Here is a 15,664-nt window from a genome sequence, read left to right on the forward strand (position 1 = left end):
GTTGCGCCGTCACCATTGCAGCCGCTTCGCGTTGACAAGGCAAGGGGTTTGCGCATTCATTTGCATACGAAGAAAATCGCGGGGTCCAGCATGGAAAAGGCGGGCGTGCGTATCGCCGGGATCGACGTGGGAGGAACCTTCACCGATCTTGTCCTGCTTGACCAGGCCAGCGGCGCGGTCCACCTGGCCAAGGTGCCATCCACACTCGACAACCAGGCCTATGGCGTGCTGGCGGCGCTGGAGGAGGCTGAGGCCGACCTCGCCACGCTCGGCCTCATCATCCACGGCACGACCACCACCACCAATGCCGTGCTGGAGCGCAAGCTGGCGCGCACTGGCCTCATCACCACGCGCGGCTTTCGCGACGTGCTCGAGCTTGGCCGCAGAACTCGCCCGCAAGCCTATGGAATGAAAGGAAAGTTCAACCCCATTATTCCGCGTGACCTGCGCCTTGAAGTTGCCGAGCGGATGGATGCAGAGGGCGACATCGTCATCCCGCTTGACGAGGCCGAAGTGGATGCGTGCGCCCGCAAACTGATCGCCGCCGGGTGCGAATCCGTGGTGATCCATTTCCTCCACGCCTATGCCAATCCGGCTCATGAAAGCCGGGCTGGCGAGATCGTCCGCGCACTCTGGCCCAACGATCATGTCACGCTTGGCCATGAGATCCTGTCGGAGGCGCGCGAGTTCGAACGCGGTGTGACAGCCGCCGTGAATGCATCGGTCCAGCCACTTCTGGAGCGCTATGTGCGCCGCCTGCGCGAGGAACTCGAAGCGCGCGGCTATGGCGGCGAAGTCCTTGTCATGAACGGAAATGGCGGCATGGTGTCGTCGCGTATGGTCGCCCGCGAGGCGGCCAAGACGGTCATGTCCGGCCCCGCCTCGGGCGTCAAGGCGGCGGCCCATACCGGATTGCTCGCCGGCATTTCGAACCTCGTCACCTATGACATGGGCGGCACCTCGACCGATGTCGCGCTGATCCGTGGCGGCCAGCCACCGGTCTCGTCCGAGATCGAGATCGAATACGCCATGCCCATCCACGTGCCCATGGTGGATGTGCGCACGGTGGGGGCGGGTGGCGGGTCCATTGCCCGGGTCAATGCGGCCGGCCTGCTCGATGTCGGGCCGATGAGCGCGGGCGCGGTGCCCGGGCCGGTCTGCTATGGCCGTGGCGGCACCGAGCCGACGATTTCGGACGCCAACCTGCTGCTCGGCAGGCTCGATCCCGCGCGGCTGAAATCGGTGGAGGGCGGTGTTTCCATCGATCATGTCGCCGCGGTCTTCGCGGCGTCCATCGGCGATCCGCTCGGCCTCGACGCAACCGGGGCGGCGGCGGCCGTCATACGCATGGCGAACACGAAAATGGCCGGCGCCATCCGCATGGTCTCGGTCTCCATGGGTGCCGATCCGCGCGATTTCGCGCTGTTCGCCTTCGGCGGCGCGGGGCCGTTGCATGCCTGTGCGCTGGCGCGCGAGCTGGCCATTCCCCGCGTTCTCGTGCCGCCGCGCCCGGGGATCACCAATGCGCTTGGCTGCGTGGTGGCCGACATGCGCCACGACTTCGTCAACACGATCAACAGTCCGGTGGCCACGCTTGACGTGGCAGCCCTGCATCGCCTTGTCGCCGAACGCATGGCCGAGGGCGAAGCGCTGATCCGGAAGGAACGGGTGGAAACGCGGGCGATCAGGCATCTCGTCTCGGCCGACATGCAATTCTCCGGACAGACGCATCTGCTGCGCGTGCCGCTGCCTGGTCCCGCACCCGACCGCGAGACGATCCAGCGCCTGTTCGAGCAGGCCTATTTTGCCCGGTTCAAGGTGCAATTGCCGGAGATCCGCGCCGTTCTGCTGAACGTCAACGTGTCGGTGATCGGCGAACGTGCAACCCTCGATCTTTCGGCGCTCATCGATCCGGCCGGCCGCAAGGCAACGCTTGGCGAGGCGCAGACAGGGACGCGATCCGTCTGGTTTGACAGCGGATGGAGCGACACGCCCGTCTACTGGCGCGATTTCCTGCCACCGGGTTTCGAACTGCATGGCCCGGCTGTCATTCAGCAGATGGACACGACGGTTCTGGTGGAGCCGGGAGACCACGCCATCGGCGATGCCCATGGCAACATCATCATCACGGTGGGAGGCGGCGATGGCGCTTGATCCGGTCACGCTTTCGGTCATCCAGGCCGGGTTGCAGCAGGTCTGCGACGAGATGGATCTGACCTTCTCGCGCGCAGCCTTTTCGCCGGTGATCGCAGAGGCCAACGACCGGTCCGACGGCATCTATGACGCTGGGGACGGTTCGCTGATCGCGCAAGGGGCGGGCGGCCTGCCGGTCTTCGTCGGCACGATGCAATATTCCACCCGCACGCTGATTGCCATGATAGCGGCGGGAACCGCAGCCGCACCTGCGCCCGGTGACATCTACATCGTCAACGATCCCTATCTGGGCGGCACGCACCTCATGGATGTGCGTTTCGCCATGCCCTTCTACCGCGACGGCAAGATCTTCTGCTGGTTGTCCAATACCGGTCATTGGCCGGACACGGGCGGCGCCGTGCCGGGCGGCTTCTCCGCTTCGGCGACCGCGGTGGAGCAGGAGGGTCTGCGCCTGCCGCCCGTCCGCCTTTTCAAACAGGGTGTTCTCGATCCGGAAATCTACGCCATCATCTGTTCCAATATCCGCGTGGCGGACCAGCGCATCGGCGATGTGAAGGCACAGGCCGCCGCGCTGCAGGTCGGTGCCGACCGGCTCGGCGAACTGCTGGACCGCTATGGCGACGCGACCGTGCGCGAGGCCATCGGCGCCTTGCGGGCACGCGCCGCGGAACAGATGCGCACGCTTGTTTCGGCCATTCCCGACGGCTGCTACCGCTCGGTCGCCTGGGTGGACAGCGATGGCGTCGTCAACGAACCGCTGGCCATCCGCCTTGCCGTGACCAAGGCAGGCGACAGTCTCACCTTCGACTTCGCCGGCTCCGCGCCACCTTGTGCCGGGCCGATGAACTCGGTGCTGGCGACCACCCTGTCATCGGTCTACCTCGCCATGCGCCACATCTTTCCCGAGGTTCCGATCTCCGCCGGCGCCTTCGAGCCGCTGCATGTGACCGGATACGAAGGCACATTTCTCGATGCCCGCTATCCGCGCCCGGTCTCGGGCTGCGCCGCCGAGGTCTCGCAGCGCATCGCCGAGGCCGTCTTTGCCGCGCTGGTGGAGGCCGTGCCGGACCGTGTGACGGCAGCGCCGGCTGGCACATCGGGCAACTTCGCGCTCGGCGGGCACGATCCTGCCAGGGCGCGCGACTTTGTCATGTACCAGCTTTCCGGCGGCGGCTATGGCGGCAATGGCGACCATGACGGGCTGGCCAATGGCTGCTCGACCATCGGCATATCCAAAGCCCCGCCGGTGGAGATCATGGAGCAGGCCTTTCCCGTGCTCTACCGTCGCTATGCACTGCGCGAGGGATCGGGCGGGGCCGGACGGCATCGCGGCGGCTTCGGGCTCGATTATGAGCTTGAATTGCGGCGTGGCGCAGCGCGCGCATCCTTCGTCATGGATCATGGCCGGTTCGGCCCGCAGGGCGCGCTGGGCGGGGCGGACGGTGCCGTCAATGAGGTCACCGTCTGGCGCGCGGGGCGGCCCTACACGCCGGAGCATCTGTCCAAGGAACAGGACATTCCGCTGGCGCCTGGCGACCGGGTCCATGTGCGCACGCCGGGCGGCGGCGGCTATGGCGATCCGCTGACGCGCGACCCGCAAGCCGTGGCAGAAGATGTGCGTTTGGAGCGCTATACGGCCGAGCAGGCGCACAGGCTGTTCGGTGTGGTCCTGACGGGAGAAGAAGCAAGTGTGGACCGGGAGGCGACCGGGCGTCTTCGCCATGCCATGAGACATGACGCAAGGCCGGCAGCGATGTGACCGGCAATCCGGCCGCCTGAGGCGTTGCGCCCCATCAACCGCTTGCCTATACCGTCGCGACACGAAAATCCTTGCATGTCGGAAAAACAGTCATGACCAAGCCCCATGTCCTGATCGCCGGCGGCGGTATCGGCGGCCTTGCCACCGCCCTGACGCTGAACCAGATCGGCGTTGCCTGCACGGTGTTCGAACAGGTGCGCGAACTCAAGCCGCTGGGCGTCGGCATCAACATCCAGCCCAATGCCGTGCGCGAGCTTTACGATCTTGGCTTCACCGGGGACGATTTGGACCGCGTCGGCGTTCCGGCGAAGGAATGGGCGCTGGTCGGCCTGAACGGCAATGACATCTATTCCGAGCCGCGCGGCCTGCTGGCCGGCTACAACTGGCCGCAATATGCCGTGCATCGCGGCAAGTTCCACATGATGCTGGCCGAAGCCTTCATGGCGCGCGCCGGGGCGGCCTCTGTGCGGCTCGGCGCGAAGATCACCGGCTATGCGAACAATGCGGACGGCACGGTGACGGCGCTTGTCGAGCATGCAGACGGCTCCAGCGGCCGCGAGACGGGCACGCTGCTGATCGGCGCCGACGGCATCCATTCCGCCATTCGCGCGCACATGCACCCGTCGCAACCGCCGATCCATTGGGGCGGGGCGATCATGTGGCGCGGCACCACGCAGGCGCGGCCGATCCGCACCGGGTCGTCCTTTGTCGGTCTCGGCACCCACCGCCACCGCATGGTCATCTACCCGATCTCCCATCCGGATCCGGAAACCGGCCTCGCCACGATCAACTGGATCGCCGAGATGACGCTGGACAATTCGGAAGGCTGGCAGGCCAGCGGCTGGTTCCGTCCGGTGGAAGTGGAAGAATTCGTCCACCATTTCGAGGGCTTCCGCTACGACTGGCTGGATGTGCCGGACATGCTGCGCAAGGCCGACATCGCCTATGAAAACCCGATGATCGATCGTGATCCCGTTGCGACCTGGGTCGATGGCGCGGTCGCGCTGACGGGCGATGCCGCCCACGCCATGTATCCGACCGGTTCCAACGGCGCCAGCCAGGCGATCATCGATGCGCGGATTCTGGGCGCGGCAATGGTGGAGCACGGCGTGACACGCGAAGCGCTGGCTGCCTATGACGCCCGATTGTGCGGGCCGGTTTCCGAACTCGTGCTGCGCAACCGTGGCGCAGGGCCGTTCGGCCTTCTCAACATGGTGGACGAGCGCTGTGGCGGTGAATTCGACAATATTGACGACGTGATTCCGGCAGCAGAACGCTCGGACTTCATGGCCAGGTACAAGGCTGCGGCAGGCTTCGCCATCGAAAAGCTGAATTCCTCCGGCCCGACCATTGCCGCAGGAGCAAGGGCGCGCGAAGCCGTCCTGTCCTGAGAGCCGTGTTCCATCGCCGGTTTTCAAGGAAGCATTGAAGTTCATTTGGCGGTTTTCACCGAGGGGTGAACCGATTCCGGTTGAAAAAACGGGATGGAAGCGCCAAAACGCAGGGTCAGATCAGAAGAGGGATGAACAATGCCTGCCTATCGCTCCCGCACGACCACCCATGGCCGCAACATGGCCGGCGCCCGCGGACTCTGGCGCGCCACCGGCGTAAAGGACTCCGATTTCGGCAAGCCGATCATCGCGGTGGTCAATTCCTTCACGCAGTTCGTGCCTGGCCATGTCCACCTGAAGGATCTGGGCCAGCTTGTAGCCCGCGAGATCGAGGCGGCCGGCGGCATCGCCAAGGAATTCAACACCATCGCCGTGGATGACGGCATCGCCATGGGCCATGATGGCATGCTCTATTCGCTGCCCAGCCGCGAGGTCATCGCCGACAGCGTGGAATACATGGTCAATGCCCATTGCGCAGACGCCATGGTCTGCATCTCCAATTGCGACAAGATCACGCCCGGAATGCTGATGGCCGCGCTGCGCCTCAACATCCCCGTGGTTTTCGTTTCCGGCGGGCCGATGGAAGCCGGCAAGGTGGTCTGGGAAGACGGCAAGGAGCAGGCGCTCGACCTGGTCGACGCCATGGTGGCGGCGGCCGACGACAGCGTCACCGATGCCCAGGTGGAAGCCATCGAGCGTTCCGCCTGCCCGACCTGCGGCTCGTGCTCCGGCATGTTCACCGCCAATTCCATGAACTGCCTGACCGAGGCGCTCGGCCTTGCGCTGCCGGGCAATGGCTCGACACTGGCCACCCATGCCGACCGCAAGCGCCTGTTCATCGAGGCTGGCCATCTGGTCGTCGATCTGGCGCGCCGCTATTACGAGCAGGATGACGAGAGCGTCCTGCCGCGCAACATTGCCAATTACGACGCTTTCGCCAATGCCATGACGCTGGACATTGCCATGGGTGGCTCCACGAACACGGTTCTGCACCTGCTGGCCGCCGCGTATGAGGGCGAGGTGGATTTCACCATGTCCGACATCGACAAGCTGTCGCGCAAGGTGCCGGTTCTCTGCAAGGTCGCGCCGGCGGTCAGCCACGTTCACATGGAGGACGTGCATCGCGCCGGCGGCATCATGGCGATCCTGGGCGAACTGGATCGCGCCGGACTCATCAACACGAGCCTGCCCACGGTGCATTCGGCCACGATGGGCGATGCACTGGAGCATTGGGACATCATGCGCACCCAGGCCAACAACGTGCGCGAATTCTACAGCGCGGCACCGGGCGGCGTGCGCACCGAAGTCGCCTTCTCGCAGTCGCGGCGCTATCCCGATCTCGATACGGATCGCGAAAAAGGCGTCATCCGCGCCAGGGAACATGCTTACAGCCAGGATGGTGGTCTGGCCGTACTGTTCGGCAACCTGGCCGAGGACGGCTGCATCGTGAAGACGGCGGGCGTGGACGAATCCATCCTGAAGTTTTCGGGTCCGGCACGCCTCTTCGAAAGCCAGGATGCAACGGTCAAGGCCATCCTTTCCAACGAGGTCAAGGCCGGCGACGTCGTGGTGATCCGCTACGAGGGCCCGCGTGGCGGCCCTGGCATGCAGGAGATGCTGTATCCGACGAGCTACCTGAAGTCGAAGGGCCTGGGCAAGGCCTGTGCGCTGATCACCGACGGGCGCTTCTCCGGCGGCACGTCCGGCCTGTCCATCGGCCATGTCTCGCCGGAAGCCGCCGAGGGCGGCACCATCGGCCTTGTCCGCGAGGGCGACTTGATCGAGATAGACATTCCCAACCGCACGATCCATCTCGCCGTCGACGATGCCGAACTGGCACGCCGCCGCGAGGAACAGAACGAAATGGGCTGGCAGCCGGCAGAGAAGCGCAAGCGCAAGATCACGACCGCGCTCAAGGCCTATGCCGCGATGACCACGTCCGCCGCCAAGGGCGCGGTTCGCGTGGTCGAATAGCCGGAACCTTCCGTTCGGCCTGTATCAGGGCAGGGAGCATTGCTTCCTGCCCTTTTTCGTGCAAGGGGGGGGTATGTATCCATCACAGGTAGAAGTTCGTGATTGCCTGAAATATCGTCCGCCCGGTCTTGCGGTGGCACCGATGCCGCCATGGTTCCGTGCCGTGTCTCAGCTGGTTTCGAGCAGGAATTGCCGGGGGGCGAGAACCGGAACCATGAAGAAGCTTCTTGTTGGCGTTGTGCTGGTGATCGGGCTTGGCATTCTTCTTTTTTATCCGTCGTCGGGATGCCAGCAGCCTATTGGCGGATTCCCGGTGCCGTGCAATCTTTTCGAGGCCATCGTCATGGGGCTTGTCTTCTAGCGACTTGCCCTCGGGAAACGCCGAAGGCGAAACGGGTTTCTTCATCGCTGGGACGGCATCGGGGCGTCCGTCTCGTGCGACTTGAACGGACAGGCGATTTGGGGCAAACCCGCGCCATGACAAACACGCCTCATCCCCTCGATCATCTCGTTCTGCCGGTGCCCTCGCTCGATCTTGCACGGGAGAGGCTGTCGGCGCTCGGTTTCACCTGCGCGCCTGACGGCATCCATCCCTTCGGCACGGTCAACGCTTGCATCTATTTCGCCGATGGCACGTTTCTGGAACCGCTGGCCGTCGGCGATGCCGCCCTGGCGGCACGAACGGCGCGGGATGGAAACAGCTTCACTGCCGGCGATGCACGTTTTCGCGCCGAGGCCGGAGAAAACGGCTTCTCGGCCGTAGTGCTCGGCAGCGATGATGCCGATGACGACGATACCGCGTTTCAAGCCGCGGGATATGGCGGCGGAGCGCGGCTGGATTTTTCCCGCGGCTTCCGCACGCCCGAAGGCGATGAAGGCGAAGCATCCTTCCGGCTGGCCTTTGCGGCGCCACAGCCCGCAAATGCGGCCTTCTTCTTCACTTGCCAGCGGGTCAACGTGCCTGCGGTGGACCGTACCTCCCTCGAAAACCATGTGAATGGCGTTTCCGGGCTGCGCGGCGTTGTCCTTCGGGCACAGGAACCTGCCCGCCATCGCGGTTTCATCGAGGCATTCACCGGCGTGCCCGCCACGGGCAATGCCGAGCGCATCCGCGTCGTCTTGCCGAACGCTGACCTTGTCGTCGAACGGGATGCCGGATCGACCGGGCTCGCCTGTCACGCCGTCCGTTTCGCCTGTCGCGATATGGACCTGCTGCGGACGAGGCTGGAGGCCGCCAGTATCGTCTTCAAGGCTGCCGATGGCGCAATTTCCGTTCCGCCGGCGCCGGGGCAGGGCGCAACATTCATCTTCGAGGAGTGATCCGATGTCCGCACCCAATCCAGGCGTTTCCGTGGGCGCCGTCACCTTCTCCAATGCAGCAAGATTGTCGCTGATCGCTGGTCCTTGCCAGCTTGAGAGCCGCCAGCACGCCTTCGACATGGCCGGCAGCCTGAAGGAAATCTGCGACGGCCTCGGCATTGGCCTTGTCTACAAGTCATCCTTCGACAAGGCCAACCGCACCAGCATCGGCGCGACACGCGGCGCCGGGCTGGATGCCGCCATGCCGGTTTTCGAAGACCTGCGCCGGGAATTCGGCCTTCCGGTGCTCACCGATATCCATACCGAGGAGCAGTGCGCCATCGTCGCCCCACATGTCGATGTGCTCCAGATCCCGGCTTTCCTATGCCGGCAAACGGACCTTCTGGTAGCGGCGGCGCGCACCGGCAAGGTCGTCAATGTCAAGAAGGGGCAGTTTCTCGCGCCCTGGGACATGAAGAACGTGGTACGCAAGATCACCGACAGCGGCAATCCGGACGTGCTCATCACGGAGCGCGGCGCATCATTCGGCTACAACACCCTCGTGTCCGATATGCGCGCCCTGCCGATCATGGCTGAAACCGGCGCGCCGGTAATCTTCGATGCGACGCATTCGGTGCAGCAGCCGGGCGGGCAGGGTGCCTCGTCGGGCGGTGACCGGCGCATGGTGCCCTATCTTGCGCGCGCAGCCGTGGCCACCGGTGTGGCCGGTGTCTTCATCGAGACCCATGACGATCCCGAAAATACCACGTCATCGGATGCGCCCAACATGATGAAGCTGTCCGACATGCCGGCCCTTCTCGAACAGTTGCTCGCTATTGACGCGATCGTCAAACCGTCGAGTTAACCGGGAAAAAGTTAATCAACGAAGGCCAACACCGGTGGCGAAGCCGGTGCCTGCCCGGTGAAGCTTCGAGGCTCCTGGCAGCTTGTCACGATGGCAGCGCCAAACAGCGCGAGAAGGGCAAGTCCGGTCAGGTTCGTCATGGCAATCGCTCCTCTTGCCGCATCGCTTCCCGCCATGCAGCAAGGGTGTTGAAGAGGGACGGCGGAACTGTGGCGGCGCCGATCAAAAACCGTGTCAGCCCGTAATCTGCGCCATGGCCATGGTTTGAAACGGTTTTAGGGCCGTCGACCGCCCCCCGGGCCTTTCGGGCGAACGTGGTTTGGGTTATGGAAGCCGCGGACCCTCCCATTCCTGTCTCATAAAGGACCGATTCAATGACTGCGATCATCGACATTGCCGCACGGGAAATCCTTGACAGCCGCGGCAATCCCACGGTCGAAGTGGATGTACGGCTTGAAGACGGCTCGTTCGGCCGGGCTGCGGTGCCCTCGGGCGCGTCCACCGGCGCGCATGAAGCGGTCGAACTGCGCGATGGTGGCACGCGCTTTCTCGGCAAGGGCGTCCAGAAGGCGGTCGAGGCGGTGAATGGCGAGATCTTCGAAGCCATCGGCGGCATGGATGCCGAAGACCAGATCCATGTCGACCAGGTGATGATCGAGCTGGACGGCACGCCGAACAAGGCACGGCTCGGCGCCAATGCCATTCTCGGCGTTTCGCTTGCGGTCGCAAAGGCTGCGGCCTCGGCCTGCGGCCTGCCGCTCTACCGCTATGTCGGCGGCCCCAATGCCCGCGTGCTGCCCGTGCCGATGATGAACATCATCAATGGCGGCGCCCATGCGGACAATCCCATCGACTTTCAGGAGTTCATGGTCATGCCGGTCGGCGCGAGCAGCATCGCGGAAGCCGTGCGCATGGGCGCGGAGGTCTTTCACACGCTGAAGAAGGATCTGTCGGCGGCCGGCCACAACACGTCCGTCGGCGACGAAGGCGGCTTCGCGCCCAACCTGAAGAGCGCCGAAGCCGCGCTCGATTTCATCATGAAGTCGGTTGAGAAGGCCGGTTACAAGCCCGGCGAGGAAATCGCGCTGGCGCTCGATTGCGCCTCGACCGAGTTCTTCAAGGACGGCCAGTATGCCTACGAGGGCGAGGGCGTCACCCGCTCGGGCGAGGAACAGGCGGCATATCTCGCCAGGCTTTGCGAAGCCTATCCGATCATTTCGATCGAGGACGGGATGGCCGAGGACGATTGGGACGGCTGGGTGGCGCTGACCAGGGCGGTGGGCGACAAGGTGCAGCTTGTCGGGGACGACCTCTTCGTCACCAATTCGGCCCGCCTGCGCGACGGCATCCGCATTGGCGCGGCCAATTCCATCCTCGTCAAGGTCAACCAGATCGGTTCGCTGACCGAAACGCTCGACGCCGTTGAGACGGCCCACAAGGCATCCTACACGGCCGTCATGTCGCACCGTTCGGGCGAGACGGAAGATGCGACGATCGCCGATCTGGCCGTCGCCACGAATTGCGGACAGATAAAGACCGGTTCGCTGGCCCGCTCCGACCGGCTCGCCAAGTACAACCAGCTCATCCGTATCGAAGAGGAACTGGGTTCCCAGGCCCGCTATGCCGGCCGGGGCATTCTCAAGTCCTGAGCCCGGGACAAGCAGCGATTGCCCATCGCGGCCGCGTCCCTTGGGGGCGCGGCCGTTTTCTTTCAATTTAGCGGACGGCGTAACCAAGCCTTAAGCATGACCGCGCATGATGCAGGCCTGTCTTTGGTATCGAGTAGCAGCCCGCCCATGTGGACCCGCCAGCACAAGCGCCGAAAGTCCGGCCGTCTCATTCTGCCCCTGCTGGCAGCCGCCTTTCTCGGCTATTTCGGATATCACGCCTTCGAGGGCGAATACGGCCTGAAGAACAAGGCACAGCTGGAAGCGCAGGTCGCGCAGTTGAGCCAGGAACTGGCGGAAACCACCGCGTTGCGTCGGAGGCTTGAAGCGCGCAACAAGCTGCTCCATGATGGCACCATCGAAAAGGACATGCTCGACGAGCAGGTTCGCAGGCAGCTGGGCAGGGTCGGTCCCGACGAGATCGTGATTCTGGCCGGGCCGAACGGATAGGTCCGCGCGGAATTAACCATTTTTCGGTTCACAGTTGTTTTCCTCAACATTTGCAGACATTTGCCTGCATGCCTCCCATGCGAGAAATGCATTTGCCGCATGGCTGAAACCTGCTAGCGTATCGCCCAGTGAACGGGTGGGAGGCCGTTCGGCCTTTCGGGTCATGTTCTCCCGCCCCTGGAGGAAATCTCAAGACAGGGAGCGCGCAGCATGGCCGCAGCAGCAAGGAAGTCCTCATCCCGCAAGGGCGCCACCGGTTCGCCGGGGCTCATCCGCAAGGCGCCGGCGCCCGAGGAGTTTGACAAGGATCAGGAATTCCGCGCCTATCGCGACATGCTGCTCATTCGCCGTTTCGAGGAAAAGGCCGGCCAGCTCTATGGCATGGGCTTCATCGGCGGCTTCTGCCACCTCTACATTGGCCAGGAAGCGGTGGTCACCGGCATCGAGATGGCCAAGAAGGATGGCGACCAGTTCATCACCGGTTATCGCGACCATGGCCATATGCTCGCGGCGGGCATGAATGCGCGCGGCGTGATGGCGGAACTGACCGGCAGGCGGGGCGGCTATTCCAAGGGCAAGGGCGGCTCCATGCACATGTTCTCCAAGGAGAAGCATTTCTATGGCGGCCATGGCATTGTCGGCGCGCAGGTCTCGCTCGGCACGGGCCTGGCCTTCGCCAACCGCTATCGCGACAATGACAATGTCTCGGTGACATTCTTCGGAGACGGCGCGGCCAACCAGGGCCAGGTCTACGAGAGCTTCAACATGGCCGCCCTGTGGAAGCTGCCGGTCATCTACGTGATCGAGAACAACCGCTATGCCATGGGTACCTCGGTGAGCCGCGCATCGGCCGAAACCGATTTCTCCCATCGCGGCGTGTCCTTCAAGATCCCCGGCATGCAGGTGGACGGCATGGACGTGCGCGCGGTCAAGGCCGCCTCGCAGGAAGCCTTCGACTGGTGCCGGGGCGGCAACGGGCCGATCATCCTGGAAATGATGACCTATCGCTATCGCGGCCACTCCATGTCCGACCCGGCGAAATACCGCACCAAGGACGAGGTGCAGAAAATGCGCACGGAGCAGGACCCGATCGAACAGGTCAAGGCGCGCCTTCTGGAAAAGGAATGGGCCAGGGAGGACGAACTGAAGAAGATCGACAAGGAGGTCCGCGACATCGTCGCCGACTCCGCCGAATTCGCCCAAAACGATCCGGAGCCGGATACGTCCGAGCTTTACACCGATATCCTGCTCTGAGGGGAAGAAGACGATGCCGATTGAAATCCTGATGCCTGCGCTTTCCCCGACGATGGAGGAGGGCAATCTGGCCAAATGGGTCAAGAAGGAAGGCGATAGCGTGGCCGCGGGCGACGTCATCGCCGAGATCGAAACCGACAAGGCGACAATGGAAGTGGAGGCCGTGGACGAGGGCGTTCTCGGCAAGATTCTCGTGGCCGAAGGCACCGAGGGCGTGAAGGTGAACACGCCCATTGCCCTGCTGCTGGCCGAAGGCGAGGACGAATCCGCGCTCGAAGGGGCGTCCGGCGAAGGCACTGCGTCGCGTGATCCCCATGGCGACCGCGCGGCCGATGGCGCCTCGGGTGAAGGCGAGGCGGCCGCGGGCGATCCGGTTGCCGACATGGAGGCCCGCCGCGTGCCGGGCGAAGGCAAGGTTCATCCCGAGCCGAAGAAGCCGGAGGCCGGCGCCGACCCGGACATTCCCGATGGCACCACGATGGTGAAGATGACCGTGCGCGAGGCGCTGAACTCGGCCATGGCCGAGGAAATGCGCCGGGACGGCGATGTCTTCATCATGGGCGAGGAAGTGGCCGAGTACCAGGGCGCCTACAAGATCACCCAGAACCTGCTGGAGGAATTCGGCGCGAAACGCGTGGTGGACACGCCGATCACCGAGCACGGCTTTGCCGGAATCGGCGTCGGCGCCGCGATGGCCGGTCTGAAGCCCATCGTCGAATTCATGACTTTCAACTTCGCCATGCAGGCGATTGACCAGATCATCAATTCCGCGGCCAAGACCCTTTACATGTCGGGCGGGCAGATGGGCGCGCCCATCGTCTTCCGCGGACCGAACGGCGCGGCTGCCCGCGTGGCGGCGCAGCATTCGCAATGCTACGCGGCGTGGTACAGCCACATTCCGGGCCTGAAGGTCATCCAGCCCTACACGGCGGCCGATGCAAAGGGCCTGCTGAAGGCTGCGATCCGCGACCCCAATCCGGTCATCTTCCTGGAGAACGAAATTCTCTACGGCCAGTCCTTCGAGGTTCCGGAAATGGATGACTTCGTGCTGCCCATCGGCAAGGCACGCATTCACAGGCAAGGCACGGATGTCACCATCGTTTCCTTCGGCATCGGCATGACCTATGCGGTCAAGGCGGCCGAGGAACTGGCGGGCCAGGGCATCGACGCCGAAGTCATCGACCTGCGCACCATCCGGCCCATGGACCTCGATACCGTCATCGAAAGCGTGAAGAAGACCAACCGGCTCGTCACGGTCGAGGAAGGCTTCCCGCAATCCTCGGTCGGCGACCATATCGCAAGCCAGGTCATGCAGCGCGCTTTCGATTGGCTCGATGCGCCCGTCGTCACGGTCTGTGGCAAGGATGTGCCGATGCCCTATGCAGCCAACCTTGAGAAACTCGCCCTGCCGAACGTGGCGGAGGTGATCGAGGCGGTGAAAGCCGTCACCTACAAGGCCTGAGGAGAGCGCCATGCCGATTGAAATCACCATGCCCGCGCTGTCTCCCACCATGGAAGAGGGCAATCTCGCCAGGTGGCTGGTCAAGGAAGGCGACAGCATTTCCGCCGGCGACGTCATCGCCGAGATCGAGACCGACAAGGCGACCATGGAAGTGGAAGCCGTGGACGAGGGAACGGTCGCGAAGATCGTCGTTCCGGAAGGCACCGAGGGCGTCAAGGTCAATGCCGTCATCGCCATCCTGGCCGGGGAGGGCGAGGATGTGGACGAGGCTGCGAAGGGCGGCGGCGGCGCCAAGGGCGGTGCCGAAAAATCATCGTCCGCCGACAAAAAGCCCGCGCCTTCCGCCGAAGGCCCGGCAAAGGATACGGCCGATCTGCTCGGCCCGGCCTCCGATGCCGCGCCGAAGACGCCGCAGGCCGGACCCGCGCCCGCGTCCGGCGGAGACCGCATCTTTTCCTCGCCACTTGCCCGGCGCATCGCGAAGGAAGCAGGTATCGACATCGCGAAGGTAACCGGCTCCGGTCCGAAGGGACGCGTGGTCAAGGCCGATGTCGAGGCCGCCAGGAAGGGCGGCGCGGCGAAGGCAGAGGCCCCGAAGGCAGAAGCACAAAAGGCGGCGCCTGCCGCTGCACCGGCCATGGCGGCAGGTCCGTCCACCGATGCCGTGCTGCGCAACTTCGCCGAAGGCAGCTACGACCTGGTCAAGCATGACAACATGCGCAAGACCATCGCCCGGCGCCTGACCGAGGCCAAGCAGACGATCCCGCATTTCTATGTTTCGGTGGATTGCGAACTCGATGCGTTGCTGGCGCTGCGCGTCCAGCTCAATGCGTCCGCGCCCCAGAAGAATGGCAAGCCGGCATACAAGCTGTCGGTCAACGACATGATCATCAAGGCGCTGGCGCTGTCATTGCGCGATGTTCCCGATGCGAACGTGTCCTGGACCGATGAGGCCATGGTGAAACATCATCATGCCGATGTCGGTGTTGCCGTGTCCATCCCCGGCGGACTGATCACGCCGATTGTACGGCGGGCGGAAGAAAAAAGCCTGTCCACCATTTCCAACGAGATGAAGGACATGGGCGCGCGCGCCAAGGAGAAGAAGCTCAAGCCCGAGGAGTATCAGGGCGGCACGACCGCTGTCTCCAACATGGGCATGATGGGCGTGTCAAATTTCTCCGCCGTGGTCAACCCGCCGCATGCGACCATTCTTGCGGTCGGGGCGGGTGAGAAACGTGCCGTCGTCAAGGGGGATGCCATTGCCATTGCGACGATGATGACGGTCACACTGTCGACCGACCATCGCTGCGTCGATGGCGCGCTCGGGGCGGAGCTGCTCGCCGCGTTCAAGGGTTACATCGAAAACCCGATGAGCATGCTGGTCTGAGC

Annotated in this window: 13 protein-coding genes; 12 read left to right on the forward strand and 1 reads right to left on the reverse strand. The window is 64.1% G+C overall.

Annotation, left to right across the window (positions count from 1 at the left end; translation table 11 throughout):
- The first annotated feature begins 90 nt into the window (after positions 1-90).
- The 7 genes from R3D65_RS16520 to kdsA all read left to right on the forward strand — a co-directional run bounded on the left by R3D65_RS16520 (position 91) and on the right by kdsA (position 9,442).
- Complete coding sequence (locus R3D65_RS16520) at positions 91-2,154, forward strand: hydantoinase/oxoprolinase family protein (RefSeq protein WP_371276365.1); 2,064 nt, start codon at positions 91-93, stop codon at positions 2,152-2,154.
- Positions 2,144-3,913 (forward strand): hydantoinase B/oxoprolinase family protein, encoded by a 1,770-nt coding sequence (locus tag R3D65_RS16525; RefSeq protein WP_371276366.1) that lies wholly within the window; start codon positions 2,144-2,146, stop codon positions 3,911-3,913. The genes R3D65_RS16520 and R3D65_RS16525 overlap by 11 nt, the downstream gene beginning before the upstream one ends.
- 92 nt (positions 3,914-4,005) lie before the next feature.
- On the forward strand, positions 4,006-5,304 hold the full coding sequence (locus R3D65_RS16530) for a flavin-dependent oxidoreductase (RefSeq protein ID WP_371276367.1): 1,299 nt from the start codon (positions 4,006-4,008) through the stop codon (positions 5,302-5,304).
- Positions 5,305-5,442: 138 nt separating this feature from the next.
- Positions 5,443-7,278 carry a dihydroxy-acid dehydratase gene (gene ilvD, locus R3D65_RS16535; RefSeq protein ID WP_371276368.1) on the forward strand — a complete coding sequence of 612 codons (1,836 nt, stop codon included), beginning with the start codon at positions 5,443-5,445 and terminating at the stop codon, positions 7,276-7,278.
- Positions 7,279-7,492: 214 nt separating this feature from the next.
- Complete coding sequence (locus R3D65_RS16540) at positions 7,493-7,639, forward strand: hypothetical protein (protein WP_371276369.1); 147 nt, start codon at positions 7,493-7,495, stop codon at positions 7,637-7,639.
- A 116-nt stretch (positions 7,640-7,755) separates the two neighbouring features.
- Entirely contained in the window at positions 7,756-8,598 is an 843-nt protein-coding gene (locus tag R3D65_RS16545; protein WP_371276370.1) for a VOC family protein, read from the forward strand.
- 4 nt (positions 8,599-8,602) lie between these two features.
- Positions 8,603-9,442: a 3-deoxy-8-phosphooctulonate synthase gene (kdsA, locus tag R3D65_RS16550; RefSeq protein WP_371276371.1), complete on the forward strand. Its 840-nt coding sequence runs from the start codon at positions 8,603-8,605 to the stop codon at positions 9,440-9,442.
- 11 nt (positions 9,443-9,453) lie between these two features.
- Here the strand turns inward: kdsA and R3D65_RS16555 are convergent, their stop codons facing one another.
- Entirely contained in the window at positions 9,454-9,582 is a 129-nt protein-coding gene (locus R3D65_RS16555; protein ID WP_371276372.1) for a hypothetical protein, read from the reverse strand.
- A gap of 234 nt (positions 9,583-9,816) precedes the next feature.
- On the opposite strand from R3D65_RS16555, the gene eno reads away from it, so the two are divergent.
- The 5 genes from eno to R3D65_RS16580 all read left to right on the forward strand — a co-directional run bounded on the left by eno (position 9,817) and on the right by R3D65_RS16580 (position 15,662).
- Complete coding sequence (gene eno, locus R3D65_RS16560; RefSeq protein WP_371276373.1) at positions 9,817-11,091, forward strand: phosphopyruvate hydratase; 1,275 nt, start codon at positions 9,817-9,819, stop codon at positions 11,089-11,091.
- A gap of 147 nt (positions 11,092-11,238) precedes the next feature.
- Entirely contained in the window at positions 11,239-11,559 is a 321-nt protein-coding gene (locus R3D65_RS16565; RefSeq protein WP_371276374.1) for a septum formation initiator family protein, read from the forward strand.
- A gap of 210 nt (positions 11,560-11,769) precedes the next feature.
- On the forward strand, positions 11,770-12,813 hold the full coding sequence (pdhA, locus tag R3D65_RS16570; RefSeq protein ID WP_371276375.1) for a pyruvate dehydrogenase (acetyl-transferring) E1 component subunit alpha: 1,044 nt from the start codon (positions 11,770-11,772) through the stop codon (positions 12,811-12,813).
- 13 nt (positions 12,814-12,826) lie between these two features.
- Complete coding sequence (locus R3D65_RS16575) at positions 12,827-14,275, forward strand: pyruvate dehydrogenase complex E1 component subunit beta (RefSeq protein WP_371276376.1); 1,449 nt, start codon at positions 12,827-12,829, stop codon at positions 14,273-14,275.
- A 10-nt stretch (positions 14,276-14,285) separates the two neighbouring features.
- Positions 14,286-15,662: a pyruvate dehydrogenase complex dihydrolipoamide acetyltransferase gene (locus R3D65_RS16580; RefSeq protein ID WP_371276377.1), complete on the forward strand. Its 1,377-nt coding sequence runs from the start codon at positions 14,286-14,288 to the stop codon at positions 15,660-15,662.
- Positions 15,663-15,664: the final 2 nt, after the last annotated feature.

Origin of the sequence: Zhengella sp. (assembly GCF_041397485.1) — a bacterium.
Classification (GTDB): domain Bacteria; phylum Pseudomonadota; class Alphaproteobacteria; order Rhizobiales; family Rhizobiaceae; genus Zhengella.

Excerpts from the sequence above, each read along its gene's own strand:
- R3D65_RS16575 (WP_371276376.1), top strand. The coding sequence starts at position 12,827 with ATGCCGATTGAAATCCTGATGCCTGCGCTTTCCCCGACGATGGAGGAG.
- eno (WP_371276373.1), top strand. The coding sequence starts at position 9,817 with ATGACTGCGATCATCGACATTGCCGCACGGGAAATCCTTGACAGCCGC.
- R3D65_RS16545 (WP_371276370.1), top strand. The coding sequence starts at position 7,756 with ATGACAAACACGCCTCATCCCCTCGATCATCTCGTTCTGCCGGTGCCC.
- ilvD (WP_371276368.1), top strand. The coding sequence starts at position 5,443 with ATGCCTGCCTATCGCTCCCGCACGACCACCCATGGCCGCAACATGGCC.
- kdsA (WP_371276371.1), top strand. The coding sequence starts at position 8,603 with ATGTCCGCACCCAATCCAGGCGTTTCCGTGGGCGCCGTCACCTTCTCC.
- R3D65_RS16580 (WP_371276377.1), top strand. The coding sequence starts at position 14,286 with ATGCCGATTGAAATCACCATGCCCGCGCTGTCTCCCACCATGGAAGAG.
- R3D65_RS16525 (WP_371276366.1), top strand. The coding sequence starts at position 2,144 with ATGGCGCTTGATCCGGTCACGCTTTCGGTCATCCAGGCCGGGTTGCAG.
- R3D65_RS16520 (WP_371276365.1), top strand. The coding sequence starts at position 91 with ATGGAAAAGGCGGGCGTGCGTATCGCCGGGATCGACGTGGGAGGAACC.
- R3D65_RS16530 (WP_371276367.1), top strand. The coding sequence starts at position 4,006 with ATGACCAAGCCCCATGTCCTGATCGCCGGCGGCGGTATCGGCGGCCTT.
- pdhA (WP_371276375.1), top strand. The coding sequence starts at position 11,770 with ATGGCCGCAGCAGCAAGGAAGTCCTCATCCCGCAAGGGCGCCACCGGT.
- R3D65_RS16565 (WP_371276374.1), top strand. The coding sequence starts at position 11,239 with ATGTGGACCCGCCAGCACAAGCGCCGAAAGTCCGGCCGTCTCATTCTG.
- R3D65_RS16555 (WP_371276372.1), bottom strand. The coding sequence starts at position 9,582 with ATGACGAACCTGACCGGACTTGCCCTTCTCGCGCTGTTTGGCGCTGCC.
- R3D65_RS16540 (WP_371276369.1), top strand. The coding sequence starts at position 7,493 with ATGAAGAAGCTTCTTGTTGGCGTTGTGCTGGTGATCGGGCTTGGCATT.